Origin of the sequence: Streptomyces sp. NPDC052396 (assembly GCF_044593195.1) — a bacterium.
Taxonomy (GTDB): domain Bacteria; phylum Actinomycetota; class Actinomycetes; order Streptomycetales; family Streptomycetaceae; genus Streptomyces.
The window spans coordinates 35,496-60,194 of record NZ_JBIUAW010000013.1; the positions used below are offsets into that span (position 1 = coordinate 35,496).

The 24,699-nt window shown below is 69.9% G+C and carries 23 protein-coding genes; 12 read left to right on the plus strand and 11 right to left on the minus strand.

The genetic code is table 11. The features are described 5' to 3' along the window. Positions 1-28 precede the first annotated feature (28 nt). The 3 genes from fabG (at position 29) to ACIHFE_RS28375 (ending at position 2,360) form a co-directional block, all read left to right on the plus strand. Complete coding sequence (gene fabG / locus ACIHFE_RS28365; protein WP_400110965.1) at positions 29-790, plus strand: 3-oxoacyl-ACP reductase FabG; 762 nt, start codon at positions 29-31, stop codon at positions 788-790. 18 nt (positions 791-808) lie between these two features. After that, positions 809-1,570: an SDR family oxidoreductase gene (locus tag ACIHFE_RS28370; protein ID WP_400110967.1), complete on the plus strand. Its 762-nt coding sequence runs from the start codon at positions 809-811 to the stop codon at positions 1,568-1,570. A gap of 103 nt (positions 1,571-1,673) precedes the next feature. Continuing rightward, positions 1,674-2,360 carry a uracil-DNA glycosylase gene (locus tag ACIHFE_RS28375; RefSeq protein WP_400110969.1) on the plus strand — a complete coding sequence of 229 codons (687 nt, stop codon included), beginning with the start codon at positions 1,674-1,676 and terminating at the stop codon, positions 2,358-2,360. 4 nt (positions 2,361-2,364) lie between these two features. Here ACIHFE_RS28375 and ACIHFE_RS28380 read toward each other — a convergent pair whose 3' ends face one another. Beyond that, a complete protein-coding gene (locus ACIHFE_RS28380; RefSeq protein ID WP_400110970.1) occupies positions 2,365-2,760 on the minus strand; it encodes a DUF3224 domain-containing protein in 396 nt (131 codons plus the stop codon). A 132-nt stretch (positions 2,761-2,892) separates the two neighbouring features. On the opposite strand from ACIHFE_RS28380, the gene ACIHFE_RS28385 reads away from it, so the two are divergent. Continuing rightward, entirely contained in the window at positions 2,893-3,894 is a 1,002-nt protein-coding gene (locus tag ACIHFE_RS28385) for a helix-turn-helix transcriptional regulator (RefSeq protein ID WP_400110972.1), read from the plus strand. On the opposite strand, the gene ACIHFE_RS28390 is transcribed toward ACIHFE_RS28385, so the two are convergent. Next, positions 3,862-4,488 carry a hypothetical protein gene (locus ACIHFE_RS28390; protein ID WP_400110974.1) on the minus strand — a complete coding sequence of 209 codons (627 nt, stop codon included), beginning with the start codon at positions 4,486-4,488 and terminating at the stop codon, positions 3,862-3,864. The genes ACIHFE_RS28385 and ACIHFE_RS28390 overlap by 33 nt on opposite strands. A gap of 87 nt (positions 4,489-4,575) precedes the next feature. Beyond that, a complete protein-coding gene (gene lnt / locus ACIHFE_RS28395; protein WP_400110975.1) occupies positions 4,576-6,096 on the minus strand; it encodes an apolipoprotein N-acyltransferase in 1,521 nt (506 codons plus the stop codon). A 579-nt stretch (positions 6,097-6,675) separates the two neighbouring features. Between lnt and ACIHFE_RS28400 the strand changes: the two genes are divergently transcribed. The 3 genes from ACIHFE_RS28400 to ACIHFE_RS28410 all read left to right on the plus strand — a co-directional run bounded on the left by ACIHFE_RS28400 (position 6,676) and on the right by ACIHFE_RS28410 (position 9,108). Then, positions 6,676-7,149 carry a hypothetical protein gene (locus tag ACIHFE_RS28400; protein ID WP_400110977.1) on the plus strand — a complete coding sequence of 158 codons (474 nt, stop codon included), beginning with the start codon at positions 6,676-6,678 and terminating at the stop codon, positions 7,147-7,149. Positions 7,150-7,451: 302 nt separating this feature from the next. After that, positions 7,452-8,438 (plus strand): terpene synthase family protein, encoded by a 987-nt coding sequence (locus tag ACIHFE_RS28405; protein WP_400110979.1) that lies wholly within the window; start codon positions 7,452-7,454, stop codon positions 8,436-8,438. 22 nt (positions 8,439-8,460) lie between these two features. Further along, positions 8,461-9,108: a hypothetical protein gene (locus ACIHFE_RS28410; RefSeq protein ID WP_400110981.1), complete on the plus strand. Its 648-nt coding sequence runs from the start codon at positions 8,461-8,463 to the stop codon at positions 9,106-9,108. 121 nt (positions 9,109-9,229) lie between these two features. Here the strand turns inward: ACIHFE_RS28410 and ACIHFE_RS28415 are convergent, their stop codons facing one another. The 5 genes from ACIHFE_RS28415 to ACIHFE_RS28435 are packed head-to-tail and all read right to left on the minus strand — an operon-like array spanning position 9,230 to position 13,489. After that, positions 9,230-10,642, minus strand: a complete 1,413-nt coding sequence (locus tag ACIHFE_RS28415) for a cytochrome P450 (protein ID WP_400110982.1) — start codon at positions 10,640-10,642, stop codon at positions 9,230-9,232. Continuing rightward, positions 10,639-11,262 carry a GTP-binding protein gene (locus tag ACIHFE_RS28420; RefSeq protein ID WP_400110984.1) on the minus strand — a complete coding sequence of 208 codons (624 nt, stop codon included), beginning with the start codon at positions 11,260-11,262 and terminating at the stop codon, positions 10,639-10,641. Before ACIHFE_RS28420 ends, ACIHFE_RS28415 begins: the two co-directional genes overlap by 4 nt. Continuing rightward, positions 11,243-11,605, minus strand: a complete 363-nt coding sequence (locus tag ACIHFE_RS28425) for a DUF742 domain-containing protein (RefSeq protein ID WP_400110986.1) — start codon at positions 11,603-11,605, stop codon at positions 11,243-11,245. Before ACIHFE_RS28425 ends, ACIHFE_RS28420 begins: the two co-directional genes overlap by 20 nt. Then, positions 11,602-12,009 carry a roadblock/LC7 domain-containing protein gene (locus ACIHFE_RS28430; RefSeq protein ID WP_400110988.1) on the minus strand — a complete coding sequence of 136 codons (408 nt, stop codon included), beginning with the start codon at positions 12,007-12,009 and terminating at the stop codon, positions 11,602-11,604. The genes ACIHFE_RS28425 and ACIHFE_RS28430 overlap by 4 nt, the downstream gene beginning before the upstream one ends. Positions 12,010-12,013: 4 nt before the next feature. Then, the gene (locus ACIHFE_RS28435; protein WP_400110989.1) at positions 12,014-13,489 is read right to left on the minus strand and encodes a sensor histidine kinase; all 1,476 of its coding nucleotides are present in this window, start codon (positions 13,487-13,489) and stop codon (positions 12,014-12,016) included. Between the two features lie 416 nt (positions 13,490-13,905). On the opposite strand from ACIHFE_RS28435, the gene ACIHFE_RS28440 reads away from it, so the two are divergent. The 3 genes from ACIHFE_RS28440 to ligD all read left to right on the plus strand — a co-directional run bounded on the left by ACIHFE_RS28440 (position 13,906) and on the right by ligD (position 18,660). Continuing rightward, complete coding sequence (locus ACIHFE_RS28440; RefSeq protein ID WP_400110991.1) at positions 13,906-16,608, plus strand: ATP-binding protein; 2,703 nt, start codon at positions 13,906-13,908, stop codon at positions 16,606-16,608. 87 nt (positions 16,609-16,695) lie between these two features. Next, the gene (locus tag ACIHFE_RS28445) at positions 16,696-17,754 is read left to right on the plus strand and encodes a Ku protein (RefSeq protein WP_400110994.1); all 1,059 of its coding nucleotides are present in this window, start codon (positions 16,696-16,698) and stop codon (positions 17,752-17,754) included. Next, entirely contained in the window at positions 17,755-18,660 is a 906-nt protein-coding gene (ligD, locus tag ACIHFE_RS28450; RefSeq protein WP_400110995.1) for a non-homologous end-joining DNA ligase, read from the plus strand. A gap of 23 nt (positions 18,661-18,683) precedes the next feature. Here ligD and ACIHFE_RS28455 read toward each other — a convergent pair whose 3' ends face one another. Next, a complete protein-coding gene (locus ACIHFE_RS28455) occupies positions 18,684-19,325 on the minus strand; it encodes an NAD(P)-dependent oxidoreductase (RefSeq protein WP_400110997.1) in 642 nt (213 codons plus the stop codon). Between the two features lie 140 nt (positions 19,326-19,465). Between ACIHFE_RS28455 and ACIHFE_RS28460 the strand changes: the two genes are divergently transcribed. Further along, on the plus strand, positions 19,466-19,966 hold the full coding sequence (locus tag ACIHFE_RS28460; RefSeq protein ID WP_400110999.1) for a MarR family winged helix-turn-helix transcriptional regulator: 501 nt from the start codon (positions 19,466-19,468) through the stop codon (positions 19,964-19,966). On the opposite strand, the gene ACIHFE_RS28465 is transcribed toward ACIHFE_RS28460, so the two are convergent. Beyond that, positions 19,943-20,986, minus strand: coding sequence for a PHP domain-containing protein (locus ACIHFE_RS28465; RefSeq protein WP_400111000.1), 1,044 nt, complete (start codon positions 20,984-20,986; stop codon positions 19,943-19,945). The genes ACIHFE_RS28460 and ACIHFE_RS28465 overlap by 24 nt on opposite strands. A 5-nt stretch (positions 20,987-20,991) precedes the next feature. Further along, positions 20,992-22,419: a lipase maturation factor family protein gene (locus ACIHFE_RS28470; RefSeq protein ID WP_400111002.1), complete on the minus strand. Its 1,428-nt coding sequence runs from the start codon at positions 22,417-22,419 to the stop codon at positions 20,992-20,994. Positions 22,420-22,541: 122 nt separating this feature from the next. On the opposite strand from ACIHFE_RS28470, the gene ACIHFE_RS28475 reads away from it, so the two are divergent. Next, entirely contained in the window at positions 22,542-24,620 is a 2,079-nt protein-coding gene (locus ACIHFE_RS28475; RefSeq protein ID WP_400111004.1) for a SpoIIE family protein phosphatase, read from the plus strand. Positions 24,621-24,699: the final 79 nt, after the last annotated feature.

Here is a 24,699-nt window from a genome sequence, read left to right on the forward strand (position 1 = left end):
CACCACCTTCGAGGTGAGGAGAACCCGCATGTCCACCACCGAGCAGCGCGTAGCCATCGTCACGGGCGCGGCCCGTGGCATCGGCGCCGCCACGGCCCGGCGACTGGCCGAGGAGGGCCGCGCGGTCGCCGTGCTCGACCTCGACGAGGCGGCCTGCGCGGACACCGTGGACCGGATCCGGAAGGCCGGCGGCACCGCGCTCGCCGTCGGCTGTGATGTCTCCGACGCCGCCCAGGTGGAGGCCGCCGTCGCCCGGGTCGCCCAGGAACTGGGCGCACCGGTGATCCTGGTGAACAACGCCGGGGTGCTGCGCGACAACCTGCTGTTCAAGATGAGCGAGAGCGACTGGGACACGGTGCTGGGCGTCCATCTGCGCGGCGCCTTCCTGATGTCGCGCGCCTGCCAGAAGCACATGGTGGACGCCGGCTTCGGCCGGATCGTCAACCTCTCCAGCAGCTCCGCCCTGGGCAACCGCGGCCAGGCCAACTACTCGGCCGCCAAGGCCGGCATGCAGGGCTTCACCAAGACGCTCGCCATCGAGCTGGGCAAGTTCGGCGTCACCGCCAACGCGGTGGCCCCGGGCTTTATCGCCACCGATATGACGGCCGCCACCGCCGCCCGGGTGGGCATGGGCTTCGAGGACTTCCAGGCGGCGGCCGCCACCCAGATCCCGGTGCAGCGGGTCGGACAGCCGGCGGACGTGGCCCACGCGGTCGCCTTCTTCACCGGCGAGCAGGCCGGTTTCATCTCCGGCCAGGTGCTGTACGTGGCCGGCGGCCCGCTCGACTGACCTATGGAGAACGGACGGATGGCAGCACAGCAGCAGGCGGACAGCGGCCGGGTCGCCCTGGTCACCGGCGCCAGCCGGGGAATCGGCTATGGCATCGCCGAGGCGCTCGTCGCCCGGGGAGACCGGGTGGTGATCACCGGCCGCAATGAGGAGGCCCTCCAGGAGGCCGTGCAGCGGCTGGGCGCGGACCGGGCAACCGGCGTGGCGGGCAAGGCACATGACGAGGCCCACCAGGCGCACGCGGTCCAGCAGGCGATGGAGACCTACAGCCGGGTCGACTACCTGGTCAACAACGCCGGCACCAACCCGGTGTTCGGCCCGGTCGCCGAGGTGGACCTCGCCGTGGTCCGCAAGGTCTTCGAGACCAATGTGATCTCCGCCCTCGGCTTTGCCCAGCACACCTGGCGGGCCTGGCAGAAGGACAACGGCGGGGCGGTCGTCAATATCGCCTCGGTGGCCGGACTGGCCGCCTCCCCCTTTGTGGGCGCCTATGGGATGAGCAAGGCCGCCATGATCAACCTCACCCTGCAGCTGGCCCAGGAACTGGCACCGGACGTCCGGGTCAACGCCATCGCCCCGGCGGTGGTCAAGACCAGATTCGCCGCCGCCCTTTACGAGGGCCGGGAGGCGGAGGTCACCGCCCACTACCCGCTGGGGCGTCTGGGGGTGCCCGAGGACATCGGCGGGGCCGCCGCCTTCCTGCTCTCCGACCAGGCGGCCTGGATCACCGGCCAGACCCTGGTGGCGGACGGCGGCCTCTTCCTCAACGCCGGGTTCTGACGGGCACTGGGCGAGCTCGGACAGGACCCCGTGGGCGGACCATTGTCAGTGGCCCCCGGTAAGTTCGTCACCGAGAACGGAACGAACCCCGGAGGTTGCTGACGTGACCGTCACTGACGTGCTGCCCGAGTCCTGGCACGGCGTACTCGGCGAAGAGCTGGAGAAGCCGTACTTCAAGGAGCTCACCGAGTTCGTGGAGGAGGAGCGCACGAAGGCGCCGGTGTACCCGCCGCGCGGCGAGGTGTTCGCAGCCCTGGAGGCGACCCCCTACGACCAGGTCAAGGTCCTCATCCTGGGCCAGGACCCCTACCATGGCGCCGGCCAGGGCCATGGCCTGTGCTTCTCCGTCCGCCCCGGCGTCAAGACCCCGCCCTCCCTGCGCAACATCTACAAGGAGATGCGCGAGGAACTGGGCTATGACGTACCGGACAACGGCTTTCTGATGCCCTGGGCCCAGCAGGGCGTCCTGCTGCTCAACGCGGTGCTCACGGTCCGTGGCGGGGAGCCCAACTCCCACAAGGGCAAGGGCTGGGAGAAGTTCACCGACGCGGTCATCCGCGCGGTGGCCGCCCGCCAGGACCCGGCGGTCTTTGTGCTGTGGGGCAACTACGCGCAGAAGAAACTGCCGTTGATCGACACCGACCGCCATGTGGTGGTCAAGGGCGCCCACCCCTCCCCGCTGTCCGCCAAGAAGTTCTTCGGCAGCCGCCCCTTCACCCAGATCAACGAGGCGATCACCGCCCAGGGCCATGAGGCCATCGACTGGCGGATCCCGGACCTGGCGGTCTGAGCGGTCAGCTCCATTCCGGAGTGAAGTCATAGGCGATGGCCTGGACACCGGGCCCGGCGACATAACCGCCGTGCCCGGCAAGCCCGGTCAGCGCCCCGGTGCCCGAACCGGCCACCACCACAAAGGAACTGCGCACCGTGCCCTGCACATCGAAGGTGCCGTGCTCGCTCAGCACAAAGCTCCCGGACCGGCCGTCGACCGTACCCGTGAAATGCTGATAGCCGGAGAACTCGCCCGACTTGTCGTCCCGGTACACCAAGGTGTAGCCACAGATCCCGGTCGCAGTGATCACTCCGGTGAAGTCATTGCGCACCGAGGCCCGGGCGATGGGCAGGTCCTCCGCCTGCCGCTGCTCGTCCCAGTGGGAGTAGCGGAAGGTGCCATGGGCGGAAGCGGTCATGGGGGGGCGTCCTTTCGTCCGGGAGACACCGGGCCATCCGCCCGGTGTCCAACCGAGCCATCCGCCCGGTGTGCACCCCAGCCTGTCGCCGGTACCTGACATCCTCTGTCAGGTACCGGCGACAATGGTGCGATGCGTGCCGACCGGTTGCTCTCCCTGCTCCTGCTGCTCCAGAACCGGGGCCGGCTGACCGCGCCGGAACTCGCCCGGGAACTGGAGGTCTCGGTGCGCACCGTCTACCGGGACATCGAGGCACTGAGCGCCTCCGGCGTCCCGGTGCTCGCCGACCGGGGCCCCTTGGGCGGCTACCGGCTGCTGGACGGCTACCGCACCCGGCTGACCGGCCTCACCGGCGACGAGGCGGGATCACTGCTGCTGGCCGCCCTGCCCCAGGCCGCCGCCGAGCTCGGCCTGGGCGCCGAACTCACCGCCGCCCAGCTGAAGTTGCAGGCCGCACTCCCCGACGGGCCGGGCGAGCACGCCCGCCGGATCCGGGAGCGCTTCCACCTGGACGCCCCGGCGTGGTTCCGCGCCGGCGACCCCGTACCCCACCTCGGCCCGATCGCCGAGGCGGTCTGGCGGCAACGCCGGCTGCGGCTGCGCTACCGCTCCTGGTCCGGTGAGGCGCACCGCACGGTGGAGCCGCTGGGGCTGGTGCTCAAGGGCGGCATCTGGTATCTGGTGGCGGCCACGGAGCGGGGTACCCGCACCTACCGCGTGGGCCGGGTAGCGGACGCCGAGGCCCTGGAGGAGACCTTTGAGCGCCCGGCGGACTTCGAGCTGGCCGCGGTCTGGCGGGAATCGGCCCGGGCCATGGAGGCCGGACGTATCCGCGGCGAGGCCCGGCTGCGGCTCTCCCCACGCGGCCTGCGGCTGCTGCCCGCCAAGTTCGGAGCCGTGGGGGAGCGGGCGGTGGACGGTGCCGGGCCGCCCGGTGCCGATGGCTGGGTCACCGTGACGCTGCCGGTGGAGAGCCTCCAGGTGGCCGTCCACGACCTGCTGGGACTCGGCCTGGAAGCCGAGGTACTGGGACCACCCGAACTGCGCGCCGCCCTGGGCGACATCGTCCGGCGGCTGGCCGCCCGCTACCCGGACGGCGGCTCAACGCCCATACACCTGACGGCAGATCCGTGATGCGTCCCCGCCCTGCTGCCAGTGCCCATAGCTCTCACCCAGGGCACACATCCCCGGACGGGCCCCGGGCGCCGGGGCCGGTGCCGGAGGGCGGGGCTCCGGCGCGGGACGGGGCTCGGCGCGCGGCGGAGGCGGCGCGGGCGCCGGCGGGGGCGCCGGACGAGCGGGCGGCGGGGCGGCCGGCACCGTCACCCGGTGGTCGGGTCCCGGCACCCGCACCGTGGGCAGCGCCGAGCCGGACGGCTCCCCCCAACGCCCCTGGGAATCATGGGAGTCAGGGCGACCGGACTCCGAGCCGGTGGTGCCCCCGGCCCCCGGCCCCCGGCCGCCATCCGGCCACGCGGCCCCCGACGGCCCCGGCGTCACCCCGGCCGGCCGCGCGGAATCCGGGGCCGCGCCGCCCGGATTCGGATCGCGGGACCGCCCGTCACCGGTGTCGGCCAGCGACTCACGGGCCGGCTCCTGCCCGAGGCGCGGCTCGGTGACATGGGAGACCCCGCCGGAGCGGGCGGGCTGCGGGGACAGGGCGACACAGCCGGCGGCGGTCGTCATCGTCACCAGCACCAAGGCCGCCACCACGGGCATCCGAGACACTCGCCAACCATGAGGCAAACCACGCCCGTTGGGAATTCCACTCAAGGGTGACACGGGATCGCGCCGCCCGCTCAAGCCCCCACCGTGTCACATCCGCCGGCCCCGGACGCCCCGCACCACCTCCACCACCGCATACCCGGCCAGCACGGCCAGCGAGGCATAGACCACCCAGTCACCGAACCGCACATAAGGGCTGGTGCCGCGGGCCAGCGGCACTTGGTACACGGCGGCCGTCCGGGCGTCGGTGCCCAGCCGCCGGCCCACCGTCCGGCCGCGCGCGTCGGCCACCGTGCTCACTCCGGTCAGTGTGGCGTGCACCATGGGCCGCCAGGTCTCGGCGGCCCTCAGGGCGGCCAGCGAGGCATGCTGGGCGGGCGCCCAGCTGTGCTGGAAGGTGGAGGTCGCCGACTGGGCCACCAGCAACTGGGCCCCCTCCGCGGCCAGATGGCGGCTCATATCGGGGAACGCGGACTCGAAGCACACCAGCGGACCGACCCGCAGCCCGTCCGGCAGCCTCATCACCACCTGCCCGGTGCCGCGCATCCGGTCCTCCTGTGCCGCCTTGCCCACCGAGGTGGCCCAGCCCAGCACCGAGCGCGCCGGCACATACTCACCGAAGGGCACCAGCCGCATCTTGTCGTAGCGGTCACCCGTGGGCCCATTCGGTCCGATCAGCTCCGAACTCTTAAAGATTCCGGGCCGGTCCGAGCGCCGGGCGTCCACATTGACCAGCGCATCGGCACCGACCGTACGGGACAGGGCGGCCAGCCGGTCCCGCAGATCCCGGCGGTCGCCCAGATCCGCCCCCACGCTGCTCTCCCCCCACACCACCAAATCCACCCGCTGACCGGCCAGTTGGCGGGTCAGCCGCTCCTCCAGGTCAAACCGCGGGCCGGCTCCGTCGACCACTCCCGGCTGCACCAGCGCCACCCGTACCGTGCCGGCCGGCCGGGGCAGTGGCGCCCACCACCAGACCCCGGCGCCCGCCAGGACACAGCCGGACAGCCCGGCCAGCGCGGCGATCCGGGCCCTGGGCGCCGAAACCAGCGCCGCCAGTGCCGTGTTGACCGCCACCAGCAGAAAGCTGACCAGCCACACCCCGCCCACCGAGGCCAGCCGCAGCGCCGGCGCGACCTGCCACTGACTGGCGCCCAACAGCCCCCAGGGGCCGCCCAGATACTCCCAGGACCGCACCAGTTCGATGGCCAGCCAGAGCGAGGGCACCACCACCAGCGCCACCGCCACCCGTCCGGGCCCCGGAGAGCCGCCCAGCAGCCGTCGCACCACCAGCCCCCAGGGCGCCCACAGCAGCCCCAGCAGCGCGGCCAGCACCAGGATGAACACATGCAGGCTGGGCAGCAGCCAGTGGTGCACCACCAGCAGAAACCCGGCGCCGCCCAGCCAACCCTCCAGCGCCGCCCGGCGGTTGGTGGGCGCCGAGCGGACCAGCAGCAGCCAGGGCACCAGCCCGATGTAGGCCAGCCACCACCAGGACGGCTCGGGGAAGGCGGGTGCGGGCAGCGCTCCCAGGACAGCCGCCAGCACGCTCCGCCGCCACGGGGCGGCGAAGAACCGCCCCCCGCGCGCAGCCGGTGACTTGTCCGCCATGGGGCGCCTCCCTCATGCCTGCCTGCGATGCTGCCGCTTCCGGCCAGGGACCAGTGTGCGTGAGGTACCCGATTGGACACAGGGGGCACCGGTAGCGACACGCTGCGTACCCTGGGTAACCGTAGGGCGGGGCAAAAGGGCGTGAATCCGGAAGTGGTAGCGCCCCCTTCGATCGCCTGCACACCATACGCCTGAGCGAGATCCAGCCATATGCCGTGCGTCCGGATAGCGGTTCCCGGACAGGCCAAAACCCCGACAACAGCGTGCAACTTTCAGCCTTTCTGGTCGCTACGCGATACAACATCGGCGCAATCTGTTCTAGAACGAAGAGAAGCGGTCTGGGTGCACGGCTTCAGAAAGGCGCACGGCGGTACGTAACGTGGGTTATCGCCGATGGGTCTTGGGCAGGTAGCGGGCAAAACTGGACAGGAATGCTGGTCGCTTGTGCCGGGGGGCGGCGTGACTCGCAGGTGTGATCCATCAGCACTCCCCTTGCCGGAGGGGACCGCCGAGCATTCCTTCCGTTCTCCACCTCCTTGTTCCACTGTCCACCGACAGCCGATGTCCCGGAGGGAACCCATGGACAACCTTGTTGCCGATGAGGCCGCTGCGTCCGAAGCGGTGTGTGGTGACACCCAGGTGCCCTCGTACTACACCCGGAAGACCGCCGACATCCTGCACAAATACGGCCCCGGCCCGCGCATCCACTTCCACGTCGGCATCTTCGAACCCGGGATCACCCCCGACACCACGGTCTCCCAGAAGGTGATCCGGGACCGGCTGCGCGCCTCCCAGGAGGCGGTCCTGGACGACGCCGCCCGGTCCTGGGGATTCCCGAAGGATCTGCCGGCCCGCCTCTTCGACATCGGCTGCGGCCCGGGCGGCGGCTCCATCTACTGGGCCACCAGGTCGGGGCGGAGGACTGGTCACCCCCGACCTCGGCGACATCCACGGCCTGCGCGAGGAACGCATCTACGACGCAGCCGTGGCCATCGAGAGCTCCGGCTGCACGGGCCGCGAACGGCTCTTCACTGTCGTGGCCAAAGCTCTTAAGTCGGGCGGTTGGTTCGGCATCCGGGAGCACTTCCTGTGCCGCCCCGAGTGGACGACAGTCAGCGACGGCTACTACAGACCCGCTTAGGCACCCTTGCCGAGTACATAGCCGCCCACTCGGCCGGCTTGGAGGCCCGGCCTGCTGGCCGCATCGCCCCCTGCCGCGCCCCGTCGAGCCGGCCCCAACCGATAGCAAGCCCAGGTTCGTACGCGTCCGAATGCAGTCGCACAACACGATCCGCCCCGCCCTCGTCGCCTTGTTCTGGACAGGTCGACAGGCTTGATCAAGGGAAGTGATCCACGTGAGCACTCACCACGCGATCCTCCACTACCCCGATGAGTGGGTCCTTGCTCCGGACCCCGAGCTGCACGAAGAGCCCGAACGCCTCTCCTGCGGCTGGCTGGCCAGCCATGGACTGCTCGAGACCGCCGCGCTCAGGGAGGCGAACCTCAGCCAGGTCAACGGGCATGTAGCCGCCGACTTTTATCCCCTCGGGCTCCGGGAACGCATGCCGATCATGGCCGCCTTCTGCGGTCTGTGGTACCTGCACGACAACAAGTACGAAGGGGTTGGAGCTTACGGGCGTGAGTCCTGGATCAGGCAGGCTATCCTCGACGGCCACGGCGATTATCCGTCCGAAGACCCTGAGATGCGCGCGTGGACGGACTACGGGGCAGAGCTGCGCTCCCTCATGAGCGGACGCTGGGTCGAGCGGTATGCCAACCACATGCGCGGCTGGGAAATCTCCGTAATCGACGAGGCGGAAGCCATGAAGGCCACCGGCATCTACACAGGAGTCGAGCAACTCCTCGCCGTACGCCGGCAAACCGTCGGCATGCACATCATCGCCGATCTCATCGAGTTCATGTATGGCCGTGAACTCCCCGCCGCAATCTTTGAGCAGCAGGAATTCCAGGAACTCTGGCGCCTGTTCGTCGATCTCGGAGTCATCGACAACGAACTCTTCTCCTATACCACCGACCTCCACAACAGGTGGTACAACCTGATCACCTCGCTCGCCCACGAACGGCACTGCACCATCCCCGAGGCCTTTGACATCGCCTGCGACCTGCACAACGCCCACCTAGACCGCTGGCTGACGGTCGAACGCCACCTGCGAGAGGTCGAAGGCCCCGGGATCGACTGGTGGCTGAACGCCGCGCACTACGCCCTCACCGGCGGTGTCATCCGAAACTCCAGGGCCCCCCGCTACAGTCTCTCCCACGGCGCCGACGACGTGACCGTACAGCTGCATCTGTCCTGGCAGAGGGCCGATAGCCATGTATGAGGGGTGGGTCACTGCCGCACTGGTGTCGTTCGTCGCCGGATACGCCCTCAATATCCGGCGTGGATACAAGGACCGAACCTACTGTGTCCCGCTCGCGGGGGTGGCGCTCTCGCCGTTCTGGGACGCCCGCTACGTCACCGGCCACTACCACTCCTGGCTGCCGCTGCCCACGTGGCTGTTCGCGGTCTACATTGGAGGGCACCTGCTCGTATTCGCCCAGGTCGCCATATACGGGCCCGCAGAGTTCCCGCACCTGCCGCGTGGCGTGTTCTACGCTATGGTCGCCGCGTTCATGCTCATGGCCGGAGCGGGGATGCTCCAGTTCGAGCATCTGACGCACGACACATGGGGAGTCCAGTCCTCGCTGCTCTGCCAGGCCGCCACCGCGACGATGTCCCCAATGATGCTCTACCACCGGCAGAGCCTGCGCGGGCAGTCCATCCCCGGCAACGCCCTCAATCTCGTCACCAGTGTGTGCTGCTGGTTCGCGTTCATCCAATATCCGCCCCCCGCCTCGGGCCTGGCGGGGTCGGGGATGCTCCGGTTCACGATCTGCACTGCAGTGGTGATGTGCGCCGTCTACCTGGCCTGCTTGCTCGCCTTTCGTCACCAACACCGCGCCAAGGAGGTGACACAAGCCAATCCGGCCAGAATCACTTCAATGACGTGATCTCGACCGCGTAGCTTCGAGCGGGTGCGACCTCCTGGCGGGACGCACCCAGTGATCCTGCCACCGGGCCCCTGCCGATACCGTCCGCGGCCTGGTGGCGGGATCAACTCGACGCCTCGGCTCAGTGTCGGAAGAGCCATCGCGTCAGGGACCTCCACCAGGAGGCCGGGGCCGGGGAGTCGGGCGCGGGGGCCGGTGTGGAGGGCTGCGTACTTGGCACATCCCCCTTCGTCAGCACGGGTGTTACGGGTGGCTGTGGGGCCTGTGGCGTGAACTCCGTTGGCAGAGCAGTGAGATGACGGGACATCAAGCTGCCGACCCAGTTGAGCTCGGATTCGGCGACTGCCATCCGGATGTCGGGAAGCCGGCTCATCAGCGCGTCGATGCCTGTGTCCGCGATGGCCCGGCCGATGTCCTGGCCAGGGCACTCGTGCGGGCCTCCGCTGAAGGCGAGGTGGGAGCGGTTGCCGTGGACAGGGGCTGTCGGATCGGGCCGGATCGCCGAGTCCACGTTAGCTGCGGCGAATCCCAGCACCAAGGCGTCTCCCGCCTTGATCTGCTGGCCCGCGAGCTCGGTGTCCTGGGTCGCCCAGCGCGCGAGGACGGCGTTGAACGGCGGCTCGTCCCACAGGGTCTGCTCGACAGCGTCGGGGAGCGTCATATGGCCGCCGGCCAGATTTGCGCGGCACCGGGGGTCGGTCAGCGTCAGACGCAGGGTGTTGGCGATGAGGTTCGCAGTGGTCTCGAACGCCGCGATCAGAACCAGGCGCAGATGCTGCTGCACCTCGTCGTCCGACAGCTTGGCCGGGTGCTCCAGCAGCCAGCTGGTGAAGTCAGGTCCCGGGTCGGTACGTTTGCGGACCACTGTCTTGTGCAGGGACTCCATCACATACTCGTTGCTGGCGACCGCGGTCTCCGTGCCCTTGAGCATGTCTCGGGCCGCCTGGACCAGGCGCGGTCCGTACTCCTCGGACATGCCGAGCAGCTGGGTCATGACCAGCATGGGGAGTGGCTCGGCGAAGGCGTGCACGAGGTCGGCCTTGCCGGAGGCGCAGAAGCCGTCGACCAATTGGTTGGCGAATCGGGTGATGTGACGACGGACGCCACGGCGGTCGAAGCGGGCCAGGGAGTCGTTGATGGCACCGCGCCACCGCTCGTGCAAGTCGCCGTCGACGAAGGCGCAGATGGGCTGCCAGACGGAGATGGGGGCCAGTGGATGCTCCGGGGTGAGCTTGCCCTCGCGCGCGGCGCGCCAGAGCCGCGGGTCACGGGAGAAGCGCGAGGGGGTACGAGCGACGTCGAGGACCTCACGATAACCGAGGACCAGCCAGGCCGGCAGATCGCCGGGCAGCAGCACCGGCGCAACCGCGCCGTGCCGCTCGCGCAGCTGCTCGTACAGCCCCATGGGGTCGGTCTCCGCGGCGGTCCCATACAACCGGGCCACACCCCCCGCACCGTACGCGTGCGCAGGGCACTGCGGCGGGGGAGCGGCCAGCGCGGAGTCGGCGCGGGAGGGTTCGTCGGGTGGGGTCACTGTGGCTCCGGGGTCTTGTGTGCGAGGTCGTACAGGTAGCGCATGAGGGTCATCAGGGCGTCCCGACAGGACGCCCGGTCGCGGGCGTCGCAGGTGAAGATGGGGACGCAGTCGGGCAGGTCCATGGCGGCGCGCAGTTCGGAGACGGGATGCACCGGCGCTCCCGGGAAGGCGTTGACGGCGACCACGAAGGGCACCCCGCGCTCCTCCAGGATGCCGACGACTTCGTAACTCACTTCCAGTCGGCGGGTGTCGAGCAGCACAACCGCTCCCAGCGCGCCCTCGAAGAGACCGTCCCAGAGGAACCAGAAGCGCTCCTGGCCGGGTGTGCCGAACAGATACAGCACCAGCTGCTCGTTGATGCTGATACGCCCGAAGTCCATGGCAACGGTGGTCTCGATCTTCTGCTCGACCCCGGCGAGGTCGTCGACGCCGACACCGGCCTGAGTCATCGTCTCCTCGGTGGTCAGCGGTCTGATCTCGCTCACCGTGCCGACCATGGTCGTCTTGCCCACACCGAACCCGCCGACGACCACCACCTTCACGGCTGCTGCCGTGGTGGCCGGGAGGATGTCCTCCCTCCTGGGGCCAGCGTGTGGATCAGAGGTTTTGTAGTCCATGCATCACCGCCTCCAGGAGGCCTACGTCGGGGAGGGCAGCAATCGGGACCGGCGGCTTGGCTTCCACGAGTCCGCGAGCGAGCAGATCCGTGAGCAGGACGGTCACCGTGCTGACGGGCAGCGTGAGATACGCGGATATCTCGGCGACAGAGAGCGGGTAGTCGCACATGCGGATGATGGTTCCGTGCTCGGGCTGCAGGCCGGGATCGGTCTCGGTCCGGGAAACGATCAACGTCACCAGGTCGAGCCCGAACGTCGGCCTGTCGGTGTCGTCGCAGCCTTTGGTGACGATGTACAAGCGGTCCGGATTGCCGGGGTCCCATGCCCTTTCGGGTTTGCTCATGCCACCGGCCCGTTGACGCGCGGCGGACTGGTGAGGTGCTCGCCGATACGGGCCACGAGGTCGCGCATCCGCTGGCCCATGAGCCCGGCGTCCACGTCGTCGTCGGCCAGCACCGCCAGATAGGCTCCCGCCCCGGCCGCCATCAGATAGAAGAAACCGCCGTCGACCTCGATAACGACCAGGCGCATCTGCCCGTCCCCGTGCGGGAATTCGGCGGCCACCGCCGTGGACAGGCTCTGCAGACCCGCACAGGCCGCGGCCAGGCGGTCCGCGGCATCTGTGTCCGTACCGTGCTGAGCCATGCGCAGGCCGTCCGAGGACAACACGATCACGTGGCGGGTCTGAGGAACGCTGGATGCCAGATCCTTGAGCATCCAGTCCATGTTGAACCGCTGCTGCGTCACTTGGCTACTCTTTCTCGTCTGACGATTCATCACTGATCGGCTCTCGGCCGGACTTTGGTTCGTCGCCCTTGAGGGCACTGGTGAAGGCGGCCAGCCAGATGCCCGGCTGGGTGGGCTCGGAGCCCGCGGGCTTGTTGTGGGCGCCGTCCGCCGGGGCCACCGCGGCGGCCCGTGCGGCCATGCCCAGCGAGCGCCTGCGGCGCTGTGGGAGTCCGCCCAGGGTGTGTGACTCCACGGGAGTGGCCTCGAGGGGCGGCGGCTCCGGCAGCGGTCGGCCGGGCTTCTTCCTGGGCTTCGGCGGCGGCAGCGTCGCGGCGCGGGCGATCTCGCCGCCCGGTGTGGCGCTCGCCGTGACGAGGTGGCTCGGGATGATCAGGACCGCACGTACGCCGCCGTAAGCCGATGGCCTCAGCGAGATACGGAACTGGTACGCCCTGGCGAGCCGGCTGACGACGGACAGGCCGAGCCGCGGGGTTTCGCCCAGGTCGTTGAGGTCGAGGCCGCGGTTGGCCAGTTCCAGTACCGACTCGGCGCGGCGGCGAGCCTCCTCGGTGAGGCCGACACCGGCGTCCTCGATCTCGATGGCCACACCCGACTGGATTTCCACCGCGGTCAGGTGCACCCGGGTCTCCGGAGGGGAGTACCGGGTCGCGTTGTCCAGCAGCTCGGCCGTCGCGTGGATGACCGCTTCGACGCCGGGGCCGGTCACCGCGACGTCCGCCACCGAATGCAGGTCCACCCGGCGGTAGTCCATGATCCGGGACATGGCGCCCCGCAGGACGTTGTAGAGGGGGACCGGGTTTTTCCACTGGCGCCCGGGACGGGAGCCGCCGAGCACGGCGATGCTGTCCGCGAGGCGGCCGATCAGGGCCGTTCCATGGTCGAGGTGCAGCAAGTCGCTGAAGAACTTGGGGTTGTTGCCGTGCCGGTCCTCCATATCCCGGAGGTCGGTGGCCTGTTGGTGCACGATCGCCTGGACGCGTCGAGCGATGTTGACGAACGCGCGGTGTGCGGAGTCGCGCAGGCCTTCCTCCGCCTGCACCGCCTTGATGACTGACCGCAGAACCGACTGGTGCTCGACCGCTAAGGCCGCGCCGGACGAGGGCGGTGCCACTTCTCGCAGCACTTCCTCTGCGGAGGCCCCCTGTTCGAGCATCTTCACCGCGGTGGGCAGCAGGACGCTGGCCAACCGCTCGCTCTCCGCCTGCTGTTGGGCCAGCTGCTGCCGGAACATGGCCTCCTGCTCGGCGCACCGCCGGCGCAGCCCGCTGATGACACGTCCGCGCCGCACCGCCTCCGAGGAAGTGATGGCCACTGCAATGGTGGCCATCGTGCCGCACCAGGCGGTCGGAATGCGTACTTGGGTCGGCACGAGGAAGACTGCGGTCGCCGTGCAGACCGCCAGCACGACAGGAGGGACCAGCCATATGAGAGTGGAGGCGGGCCGCCTGACTTGGGATGACGATCCAGTACCAACCATCGAGGTCCTCGGGGGCTCGGGAAACGTTCGGGGTGACGGGAACAGACACCGTCTTTAGGGAAGTTCTGCGGGGAAGCGCAGTGTGGAGTTCTCCGGTCGCGGCAGGCCAAGGCAGCCGCTGCAGGCGTCATGCCTCGCTGCGCGGGAAGGAGCGTAGCCTGTCGAGCCGCTCTTCCGAGGGGATGTTGTCATATTCACAGAATGGCCCGACGGGCCAATTCGAAATGCGTCACAATGACCCTGACCCTTGTTCCCGAAAAGGTTTTTGAAAGTCATGGATGAGTGTTCGGAGTGATCTGCAGTGGCCTACAGGTCATGCGGATCATGCTCACGAGTGGTCTGTCCGCAGAACCCCACCCCAAGCGGTTGCGTACGAGGCTAGGCTCGCCTCACAACACTCACCCGGGAGACACTCCATGACGGGGAACCAGCACGAACAGCGCCCGCACACTGTCCTGTTCGAGCGTGAGCAGGAAATCGCCGCAGCGGCTCTGGCCGTGGACGCCTTGTTCGGCCGGCAGGGCGACGGAGACGCTGCCATGGGCGGGTTGCTGTTGTACAGCGGTGAAGCAGGTGTCGGTAAAACGGCGTTGCTTGGAGAGCTGCGGAGGATCGTCACCGCGCGCGGCGGCTGTACAGTGCTCGCCGCGCGTGGCAGCGAGCAAGCGCAGGCCGTGCCGTTCCACGTCGTCCGGCAGTTGCTGCAACCGGCTCTCGTTCCTCTGGAGGAGACGCAGCACAAACAAATGCTCGGCGCGTGGTACGACATCGCAGGGCCCGCGCTGGGGATCGCGCCGCTCGTCGGCCAGGCTGACCCGCAGGGTGTGCGCGACGGGATCGACTGGCTGGTCACCCGGTTCGCCATGACGCGCGAGCCGCTGGTCCTGGTCGTCGATGACGCCCAGTGGTGCGATGCGGCCTCGCTTGGGTGGCTGGCATCGTTCGCCTTGCGGTTGAGGGAGCTGCCGATCCTCCTCGCGATCGCCTACCGTCCGGAGGAACTCCCGGACCACTCACCGGCGTTCAAGGATCTCGTCACGAGCCGGGGCAACCGTCCGGTGACGCTGCACCCCCTCACCCCGGGTGCTGTGGCTGGGCTGGTGCGCACCACGCTGGAGCCTGAAGCGGACGATCCGTTCTGCCGCGAGGTCTGGGCTGTCACCGGCGGAAATCCTTACGAGGTAGTCGAGTTGATCGCGAAGACACGTGACCGTCAGCTCAAGCCGCTTGAGGAGTCGGCCGCGTTGCTGCGCGAGCTTGGCGCCGCCGCGCGGGGCAGCGGTCTGGTCGCCCGGCTGGAGCGGCTGGGCAATCCTGCGACCCGGTTCGCTTGGGGTGCGTCGGTGCTCGGCACGGAGATTTCCCCCCGGCTTGCCGCCATGCTCGCAGGGATGAATCCGGCGGAAGGCGCCATGTGCGCGGACCGGCTGCGCGAGGCCCGTATCCTCAAGGGTGTTACTTCACTCGAGTTCGTCCACCCGCTGATCGCCACTGCCGTCTACCAGGCCATTCCGGCGGCCACGCGTACCGCGATGCACGGGATGGCAGCCTGGGCGGTCGCCAACGCGGGCCACGGGGCCGCCGCCGCGTCACGGCACCTGCTGGAAGTTCATCCGGAGGGTGACCCGGACCTCGTGCGGCTGATGCGCGCCGCTGCCCGGGAACACCTCGCAGTCGGCGCACCGGAGGCCGCTCAGCGCTGTCTTGAGCGTGCCCTCGCGGAACCGCCGCCCGAGGACGAGCGGGCGGAGGTCCTTTACGAGCTGGGCTGTTCAGCACTGCTCACCTCGCCGCCGACCACGATCAACCATCTGCGGGCGGCCCTGGACGACCCGGGGCTTCCCCAGGAGCTGCGCGTCGACGCGACGTACCGGCTCTCGCAGGCGTACACCCACAACGGCCAGCTCACCCAAGCCGCCGAGGTGGTGGCACGGGCCGCCGACCGCATGCCGGTCGGTCGGGGCAAGATGCGGCTCCAGGCGGCGCACTTCCTTTGGAAGGGGATTCAGCTCGAGGAGGAGGGAGCCCACGAGAGGTCCCGGAAGATCGCCGAGCTCGCCGACCACCTGGAGGGCCGCGACAGCTCCGAGTGCGCCCTGCTGGCCCTGCGTGCCTTCGACTGCATGATCCGCAGCGAGAACGCCCTGCACGTTGTTGAACTGGCTGACCGCATCCTCGTGGACGGCTGTCTCCCAAAAGGACTGGGCTGGACGAACACCGAGTGGGGCTTCGAGATCCCCAGCCTGATCGGCGTCTCCTGTGCCTATGCCGACCGGCTCGACCACGCCGAGCAACTCTTCACCGAGGCCGTGCGCGAATTCGAGGTCTCTGGCTGGCGCGGCGCTCATCTCGCCTTTGCCCATGAGTTCCTGGGCCTCGTCCACCGCCGGCGTGGAGACTTGGAGCTGGCCGAGCAGGCTCTGCAGGAGGGGCTGCGGCTGTGCGACCGGCTGGGCCCTGGACTGCCCATCCAGTGGGACGGCACCTGCATGCTCATTGACACCCTGCTGGCCCGGGGACACCTGGAAGAGGCCCAGAAGGTGGCTGAGAAGTACTCCTTCGGCCCGCCCTATCCCCCGGCGATGGTCATGCCTGACGCCGCTTGCATGGTGGGGCGGCTGCTGCTCGCGCTCGGCCGCACGAAGGAGGCGGTGGCCGAACTTGAGGCGGCGGGCCACCGATTGGCCGAGCGGGGCCGTTACAACACTCTCTGGGGACCGTGGGCCCTGGACCTGGCCGTTGCACTTGCTCCCGATGAACCGGACCGCGCCCGCTCCCTCGCCGGCCAAGCCCTCCAGCACGCCATGCGATTCGGCACCGACACCGCCATCGGCGAGGCCCTGCGCCGTTCGGCTCAGCTGGTCGAGGGGCCGGAGGCGCTGGGCAAGCTGGAGCGGGCGGTGGCGCATCTGAGCAAGTCGCCGTGCCGGTATGAGTACGCGGCGGCCCTGGTGGACCATGGCGTGGCGCTGCGCAAGGCGGGGCGGGCCGCGGAGGCCGCCGGGCGGTTGCGGGAGGGGCTGGAGCTGGCCGAGGAGTGCGGGGCGGACGGGCTGGTGGAGACGGCCCGGGCCGAGGTCGCCGTGGTGGGGTACGAGGAGGCCGGGCCCGGCGCCTGAGCGGCCGGGCCGCGCGATTGCCCGTGCCGGGATGCGATCACCGTCGCCTGGGGTTCCGATGGAGGAGACCAGGAGGTGGTGGCGGCCATGGCGCATGCGGTCTGGAGCGGGGCGCTGTCCTTTGGGCTGGTCGCCATCCCGGTGCAGCTGTTCTCCGCCACCGAGACCCATACGATCCGCTTCAACCAGCTGCAGCGCGGGACCTCGGACCGGGTGCGCAACAAGCGGGTGAACGAGCGCACCGGCGAGGAGGTCCCGCTGGCCGAGATCGTCAAGGGCTATGACATGGGCGATGACTATGTCGTGGTGGAGCCGGGGGAGCTGGACGAGATCGCGCCGGGGCGGTCCAAGGCGCTGGAGATCAGCGGGTTTGTGGACCTGGAGCAGGTCGATCCCATCTTCTTTGACAAGACCTACTATCTGGCCCCGAAGAGCAAGGAATACGCCAAGGTCTACGCCCTGCTGCAGGAGGCCCTGACGCGTTCGAACAAAGTGGGGGTCGCCACCTTTGTGATGCGTAACCGGGAATACCTCGTGGCGGTGAAGGCCGAGGGCGACATCCTGACGCTGCACACCTTGCACTGGGCGGATGAGATTCGCGATCCGCGCAGCGAAATCGGCACCTTGCCGGAACGCGGGAAGGTCGCGGACCGGGAATTGCAGACGGCCGTACAACTGGTCGAGGCACTGAGCATCGACTGGGATCCGGCGACATACCAGGACACCTACAAGGACAAGGTGCTGGAACTCGTCCAGGCCAAGCGCGCCGGGGCCACCGTGGAGAAGAGCGAGCCGCCGCCGCGTTCGACGAATGTCATCGATCTGATGGGCGCCTTGCAGGCCAGCATCGACAAGGCGAAGGCAGGAGGGAAGGCCGGCAAGGGCCGGGCCTCCGCCGTGGCGGAGCGGGAGGTGCGGCCGCCCACCGAGCTCAAGGCGGCGGCGGAGAAGCGCCGTTCGCGGCAGGCCGCGAGGAAGACGGCGCAGAAGCGGTCGAAGGAAGCGGAGTTGGCGGGGCTGAGCAAGACGGAGCTGTACCAGCGGGCGAGCGAGGCCGGCATCCCGGGGCGCTCCGGGATGAGCCGTGAGGAACTGGTCCAGGCGCTGGCGGCGGCCGGCGGGCGCCGTAAGAAGCGGGCGTCCTGAGTGGTGCCCGGGGCGGCCGGCCGGCAGACGGTGGAGGTGGAGGGGCACCGGCTGTCGCTGTCCCATCTGGAGCGGGTGCTCTTTCCGGCCACCGGCCATACCAAGGCCCAACTGCTGCGCTACTACGCCGAGATCGCCCCGGTGATGGTGCCGCATCTCAGCGGCCGCCCGGCCTCGTTCGTCCGGGCTCCGGAAGGGCTGGCGGGGGAGAGCTGGGTGGCCAAGACGCCGCCGCCGGGCGCCCCGGACTGGGTGCCCCGGGTGACGGTGGAGCACAGCGAGGGGACCGCCGAGCAGGTCGTGATCGACTCCACCGCGGCGCTGGTCGCCATGGCCAATCTGGGCGCCTATGAGGTGCATGTCCCGCAGTGGAGGGCACGGACGGGGCGGGACCGGCACGACCGGCTGGTGCTGGACCTGGATCCGGGGCCCGGCACCGATCTGGTGGTCTGCTGCCGTATCGCCGAGCGGCTGCGGCAGCTGCTGGAGGGCGATGGGCTCACCGCCTTCGCGGTGGTCTCGGGCGCCAAGGGCCTGCATCTGTACGCGCCCGTCCGGCCCGTCCCCGGGCGGATGGCCAGCGGCTATGCCAAGGCCCTGGCCGGCCGGATGATGGGCGAGCACCCCGGACTGGTGGTGGTCTCCATGACCCGCCTGGAGCGCCGGGACAAGGTGCTCATCGACTGGTCGCAGAACGCCAGCGCCAAGACCACCGCCGCGCCCTACACCGTGCGGCTGCGGGAGCTTCCGCTGGTGGCGGCGCCGGTCACCTGGGACGAGGTGGCCGCCTGCCGGGATCCCGCGGACCTTGCCTTCACTCCCGAGCAGGTGCTCCAACGGGTGGCCGCACAGGGCGACTTGTTCGCCCCGCTGCTGGGGGATGCCGGCCGGGCCGCGCTGCCCTGAGCGGTCGTCGGAAGGCGACGTCGTCAGTAGGCGACGGTGAACCTGGCCCGGGAGAGCCGGGGGGTCTCGGCCTCGTCCAGCAGAGCCACCGCGAAGTCCTCCATGGAGATCGTCGAGCTGCCGTCGGGGCGGACCAGCAGCTCATCGGTGCCCCGCCGGTAGACCCCGGTGCGCTCGCCCGGCTCCAGCAGCGCGGGCGGGCTGAGGTAGGTCCAGTTCGCCCAGGAGTGGGCCTGGCAGACGGCGAGTTGATCGTTGCAGGCCAGGGCGATCGGGCGTACGGCGGCGGGGACATAGGCCGGGTCGTCGACCAGCAGGGTGCCGCCGCTGCCGGGGACGGTCAGGCTGCCCGCCCCGCCGACCAGCAGCAGCCGCACACCGGTGGTGGTGAGCCCGGCCAGCAGTCCCCGAGCGGCCTTGACCAGGTCGTCCTCCTGGCCGGGCGCGGGGCGGGTGGCGCTGATCACCAGGTCCTGGCCGAGGCTCAACTCGGCTACCTGGTCCGGGTTTTCGGCGTTGCCGGTCCGGATCCCGACGCCGGCCGGCAGGGTGCCGCGGCGGTCCGGGTTGCGTACCACGGCGGTGACCTCATGGCCACGGGACAGGGCCTCGGCCACCACTCGGCTGCCCACATTGCCGGTGGCTCCGAAGACGGTGATGCGCATGGTTGGGGCTCCCTCGATACGTCGGTCATGCGTAGGTCGGTACATCGATGATGGTTCCTTAGCGCTAAACAATCTAGCTCAGTGCTAAGCTAACTGACCGTGATGTATCTCACCGCTAAAACAGTTTGGCCGGGATGCCGATGACGGCCGATCATGTGGACTTTGTGCTGCGGCAATGGGCCGAGGAGCGCCCTGACCTCGATGTCTCGCCGATGGCGGTGCTCGGGCGGCTGAAGCGCCTGATGCGGGTGGTGGAGGCCGAACAGAACCGGACCTTCGCGGCGCATGGGCTGGACGCCGCCTCGTTCGACGTTCTGATGACTCTGCGGCGCAGCGGCCCGCCGTACCGGCTGACCCCGACCGAGCTGAAGAACTCGGCCATGGTCACCTCGGGGGCGATCAGCCAGCGCCTGGACCGGCTGGAGGGGCGTGGACTGGTGCGCCGCACCGCCAGTGAGCAGGACGGCAGGAGCGTACGGGTGGAGCTCACCGACGAGGGTGGGGCGCTGGTCGACCGGGCGCTGCCGGACCATCTGGCCACCGGGAACCGGCTGTTGGCCGGGCTGCCGGACGCCGAGCACGAGGCGCTCGCCGGCGTCCTGCGCCTGCTGCTGGGGTCACTGGGTGACGCCATGCCCTGAGCCCCGCCTGTCGTGGGCCCACTCCAGTAGCCGCTCGGCGCTCCAGGTGGTGAGGACGCGATCGGCCGGCACCCCGCACTCCTCGGCCCGGGCGCAGCCGTAGATCTGCCAGTCCAGCTGGCCGGGGGCGTGGGCGTCGCTGTCGATGGCGAACAGCGTCCCGGCCTCCAGGGCCTCGCGCAGCAGCCGCCGGGGCGGGTCCAGCCGCTCCGGCCGGCTGTTGATCTCCACCGCGGTGCCGAAGCGGGCGCAGGCGGTGAAGACCATGGTGGCGTCGAACCGGGACTCGGGGCGCGGCGAGTCGATGCCCACCAGCCGCCCGGTGCAGTGGCCCAGGACGTCCACCAGCGGGCTGGCCACCGCGGCCACCAGCCGGCGGGTCATCGCCGCGGCGTCCATCCGCAGCTGGGAGTGGACCGAGGCGACCACGATGTCCAGGCGGTCCAGCAGCTCCGGCTCCTGGTCGAGCGAGCCATCGGGCAGGATGTCGCACTCGATGCCCGTCAACAGCCGGAAGTCCGGGCCGAGTTGGTCGTTGACCTCGGCTACCTCGGCCAGCTGGGCGCGCAGCCGCTCGGCGGACAGGCCGCGGGCCACCTTGAGCCGGGGGGAGTGGTCGGTGAGCACCGCCCACTGATGGCCGAGGTCCCGGGCAGCGCGGGCCATCTCCACGATGGGGCTGCCGCCGTCCGACCAGTCGGAGTGCAGATGGCAGTCGCCGCGCAGCGCCGCCCGCAGGGCCAGCCCGCCCTCGGTCAGCGGTTCGCCGGCCTCCTCCTCCAGCCGGGCCAGATAGCCGGGGGTACGGCCGGCCAGGGTCTCGGTGACCACGGCGGCGGTTTTGGGGCCGATGCCCTTGAGGCCGGTCAGCGAGCCGGCGGCGGCATGGCGCCGCAGCTCGTCGGCGGGCAGGGCGGCGATGGTGCCGGCGGCGGTGCGGAAGGCCCGTACCCGGTAGGTGGGGGCCTTGGCGCGCTCCAGCAGGAAGGCGATGCGCTCCAGGGCGTCGACCGGTTCCATGGCCGTCACCGCCGCAGGGCCGCCGGGGGCAGGAACTCCCGGGCCAGGGTGCGGTGCCACCAGGCGCCGGTGGTGCGCAGCTCGTGCCAGGTGGTGAAGCGGTAGTGGTAGAGCCGGGCGCGCACATGGGTGGGCGGGGCGCCGGGGAAGGGGTTGTGCCGCAGCAGCCGCAGGGTGTCCCGGTCGCCGGTGAGCAGCCGCTCGATCAGCGGGCCGAACCAGTCATGGGCGAAGCCGGGGGAGATCCCGGCGAACCACATCAGCCAGTCCAGCCGCAGATGGTAGGGGGCGAACTGGCGGGGCAGCCGGCGGAGGTCGCCGGGCTTGCCGCGGAACTCGTACTCCCGCCACCGGGTCCGGTCGGTCAGATGCTCGTCCTCGGTGCCCTCGATGACCACCTCAAAGCGGGCGCGGTTGACGCTGCCAAAGGCGCCATAGGTGTTGACCAGGTGAAACGCGTTGAAGGACATATTCATCCGCTGCCGGGCGGAGAGCATATTGCGCACTGGCCACCAGCTGAGCACCACCACCAGCACGGTGGCCGCCAGCACCAGGACCTGGTACCACACCGGCGGTCCGGGCTGCGGCGCGTGGTGCGGCAGGCCGAAGAGATCCTCCCAGGCCGTGCCGTCCACCGCGGCGAGGGCGAGAACGATGGTCAGCCAGTTGAGCCAGGCGAAGTTGCCGGAGGCGACCAGCCAGAGCTGGGTGACGATGACCAGGCCCGCCGCCACACTGGCCAGCGGCTGCGGGGCGAACAGCGCAAAGGGCACCACCAGCTGGGCCAGGTGGTTGGCCGCGGTCTCCACCCGGTGCAGCGGCTTCGGCAGGCGGTGGAAGAACCAGCTCAGCGGACCCGGCATCGGCTGGGTCTCATGGTGGTAGTAGAGGCAGGTCAGATCGCGCCAGCAGCGGTCCCCGCGGATCTTGATCAGGCCGGCCCCGAACTCCACCCGGAACAGCAGCCAGCGCATCAGCCAGAGGATCAGCACCGGCGGCCCGGTACGGGCGTTGCCCAGGAAGACGGCCAGGAAGCCGGCCTCCAGCAGCAGTGACTCCCAGCCGAAGGCGTACCAGGTCTGGCCCACATTGACGATCGAGAGATAGAGCGCCCACAGCACCGCCCAGACCGCCATCGCCGCCCCCAGCGGCACGGCGTCCGCGCCGCCCGCCATCACGGCCGCGGACAGCAGCGCCCCGCCCCAGGCGCACAGGGCGAAGAAGCGGTCGGAATAGTGCAGCCGGAAGAGGCTGGGTGAGCGCCGGGTTGGGACATAGGCGAGGAACCGCGGTACCGGCAGCATGCCCCGCTCCCCGATCAGGGCCCGGAACTGCAGGGCCGCCGAGAGAAAGCCCACCAGGTAGAGCGCGGCCAGGGCACGCTGCAGCACCAGCCTGCTCAGCCAGTACCCGGAACCGGTGAACCACTCCATGCCGCTCCCTGGACCAGGCCCCCTGCCTATGGGTACCCCCAGGTGCGCCCGGGACCGTGTCCCTCCTGTCGAAGAAATAAAGAAATATCGAAGAAAAGGGCAAAAAGTGACAGAGTGGCCCCATGGTTGATCGGGGAGCGACGCCTGCCGCCGTACCGCCGCCGGACGACTGGCCCGCCCGCCCGGAGCTGAGCCTCGCCCTCAACCGGATGGGAAGCTTCGACTGGGATCTGGTCAGCGGCCGGCTGCACCTGGACGCCTCCGCGCTGGCCGTCCTCCAGGTGCCGCCGGAGGCCTTCGACGGACGCCTGGCGGACCTGGCCGGCCGGGTGCCCAGGGCCGAGGCCGCCCGGCTGGACGCCCTGGTCTCCCAGGCACTCAAGGACGGCAGCCAGAGCTATGGCGCCTACTACCGCATCCGCACCGACGACGGCTCGCTGCGCTGGACCTACACCCAGGGCCGGATCCACCGCGACCGGCAGGGCCGGCCCTGCCGCATCATCGGCATCGTCCGGGACGCCACCGAGGAACTGGGCCACACCGGACCCCGCGAACCCGACGAGGAACACCGCCACCAGACCACCGTGGTGGAGAAGACCACCGCCGCCCTCGCCCACGCCCGGACCGTCCAGGACGTCATCGACTTCTTCAAGGACCCCCAGGCCGTCCAGCACCTCGGCTCCGACCTGCTGGTCCTCGGCCTGGTCGACGGCGGCCGGATCCACCTGGTCGCCGAGGGCCCCTCCGAGCACTTCATTCCCGGCACCCGCTACACCCGGGTCGACGACAACTTCCCGATGAGCGAGGTCATCCGCACCCTGACCCCCCGCTTCATCGAGTCCCGCGAGGAGTTCGCCGCCTGCTACCCCTGGCTGTGGGAACGCATCAAGGACATCGGCATCTCCTCCGCCGCCTACCTTCCGCTGATCGCCCAGGGCCGCCCCATCGGCGCCCTCGGCCTGCTCTACAGCGACTCGCGCGGATTCACCCGGCAGGAACGCAACCTCTTCATCGTGCTGAGCAGCAGCCTGGCCCAGAGCATCGCCCGCGCCATGCTCTTCGACCAGGAACACGACCTGGCCGAGGGCCTCCAGCAGTCCATGCTGCCGCGCCGCATCCCCGACATCCCCGGCGCCCAGATCGCCGTCCGCTACCGGTCCGCCCGGATGGGCCGGGACATCGGCGGCGACTGGTACGACGTCATCCCGCTGCCCGGCGGCCGGGTCGGCGCCGTCATCGGCGACGTCCAGGGCCATGACACCCACGCCGCCGCCGTGATGGGCCAGCTCCGCATCGTGCTGCGGGCCTACGCCTCCGAAGGCCACTCACCGGCCACCGTGATGGCCCGGGCCTCCTCCTTTCTCCATGAACTGGACACCGACCGCTTCGCCACCTGCTCCTATGCCGAAGCCGACCTGACCACCGGAATGCTGCAACTGGTCCGCGCCGGGCACATAGACCCGATGCTGCGCCACAACGACGGCACCTGCCGCCGGCTCCCGGTGGCCGGCGGGCTGCCGCTGGGGCTCTCCGCCGAGTTCGGCCGCCTCGACTACCCGGTCACCGCCGTGGAACTCGACCCCGGTGAAACCCTGTTGCTGTTCACCGACGGCCTGGTCGAGCAGCCCGGTGCCGACCTGGACGAGGGCATGCAGCTGATCACCGCCCTGGTCCGGGACGGCTCGCACGAACTGCAGGAACTGGCCGACCAGTTGTGTGACGTGGGGGACGAACGGGTCGGCGGCGACGACATGGCACTGCTGCTTCTGCGCCGCCATGGCGCCACCTCCCAGGCGGGCGGACGGCTCCAGCAGCACATCGCCCCCGCCGACCCGGAGGCGCTGTCCGCCGCCCGCCATATGATCCGCAACGCCGTCCAGGCCTGGGGAGCGCGCGATCGGGCCGATGAAATCGAGCTGGTCTCCGATGAGTTGGCCACCAACGCCCTGCTGCACACCGATGGGCCGGCGGTGGTGACCATCCGTATGGTGGCCGGCCCGGACCGCCGGGTGCGTGTCGAGGTCGAGGACAGGTCCAGCGCCCTGCCCCGCCGGCGCGACCCCGGCGAGGCCGGAGTCTCCGGACGCGGACTGCTGTTGGTCGACCGGCTGGCGGATGTCTGGGGAGTCGAACCACGCGGCACCGGCAAATCGGTCTGGTGCGAGTTCGTGGTACCCGCCGCCGGCGGCGAGAAGTGGTAACACCATGCCGGACAACGGGAAGAGGCAAAGGTCACAGCCGTTGCCCCTGCTGCGGGCGGGGGCCGCTCGCCTAGCCTTC

Bases quoted from the DNA above. Each gene is read 5' to 3' on its own strand.
- fabG (WP_400110965.1), top strand. From the start codon at position 29: ATGTCCACCACCGAGCAGCGCGTAGCCATCGTCACGGGCGCGGCCCGT.
- ACIHFE_RS28400 (WP_400110977.1), top strand. From the start codon at position 6,676: ATGGACAACCTTGTTGCCGATGAGGCCGCTGCGTCCGAAGCGGTGTGT.
- ACIHFE_RS28370 (WP_400110967.1), top strand. From the start codon at position 809: ATGGCAGCACAGCAGCAGGCGGACAGCGGCCGGGTCGCCCTGGTCACC.
- ACIHFE_RS28420 (WP_400110984.1), bottom strand. From the start codon at position 11,262: ATGGACTACAAAACCTCTGATCCACACGCTGGCCCCAGGAGGGAGGAC.
- ACIHFE_RS28470 (WP_400111002.1), bottom strand. From the start codon at position 22,419: ATGGAGTGGTTCACCGGTTCCGGGTACTGGCTGAGCAGGCTGGTGCTG.
- ACIHFE_RS28475 (WP_400111004.1), top strand. From the start codon at position 22,542: ATGGTTGATCGGGGAGCGACGCCTGCCGCCGTACCGCCGCCGGACGAC.
- ACIHFE_RS28445 (WP_400110994.1), top strand. From the start codon at position 16,696: ATGGCGCATGCGGTCTGGAGCGGGGCGCTGTCCTTTGGGCTGGTCGCC.
- ACIHFE_RS28465 (WP_400111000.1), bottom strand. From the start codon at position 20,986: ATGGAACCGGTCGACGCCCTGGAGCGCATCGCCTTCCTGCTGGAGCGC.
- ACIHFE_RS28455 (WP_400110997.1), bottom strand. From the start codon at position 19,325: ATGCGCATCACCGTCTTCGGAGCCACCGGCAATGTGGGCAGCCGAGTG.
- ACIHFE_RS28440 (WP_400110991.1), top strand. From the start codon at position 13,906: ATGACGGGGAACCAGCACGAACAGCGCCCGCACACTGTCCTGTTCGAG.
- ACIHFE_RS28385 (WP_400110972.1), top strand. From the start codon at position 2,893: ATGCGTGCCGACCGGTTGCTCTCCCTGCTCCTGCTGCTCCAGAACCGG.
- ACIHFE_RS28425 (WP_400110986.1), bottom strand. From the start codon at position 11,605: ATGAGCAAACCCGAAAGGGCATGGGACCCCGGCAATCCGGACCGCTTG.
- ACIHFE_RS28380 (WP_400110970.1), bottom strand. From the start codon at position 2,760: ATGACCGCTTCCGCCCATGGCACCTTCCGCTACTCCCACTGGGACGAG.
- ACIHFE_RS28435 (WP_400110989.1), bottom strand. From the start codon at position 13,489: ATGGTTGGTACTGGATCGTCATCCCAAGTCAGGCGGCCCGCCTCCACT.
- lnt (WP_400110975.1), bottom strand. From the start codon at position 6,096: ATGGCGGACAAGTCACCGGCTGCGCGCGGGGGGCGGTTCTTCGCCGCC.
- ACIHFE_RS28460 (WP_400110999.1), top strand. From the start codon at position 19,466: ATGACGGCCGATCATGTGGACTTTGTGCTGCGGCAATGGGCCGAGGAG.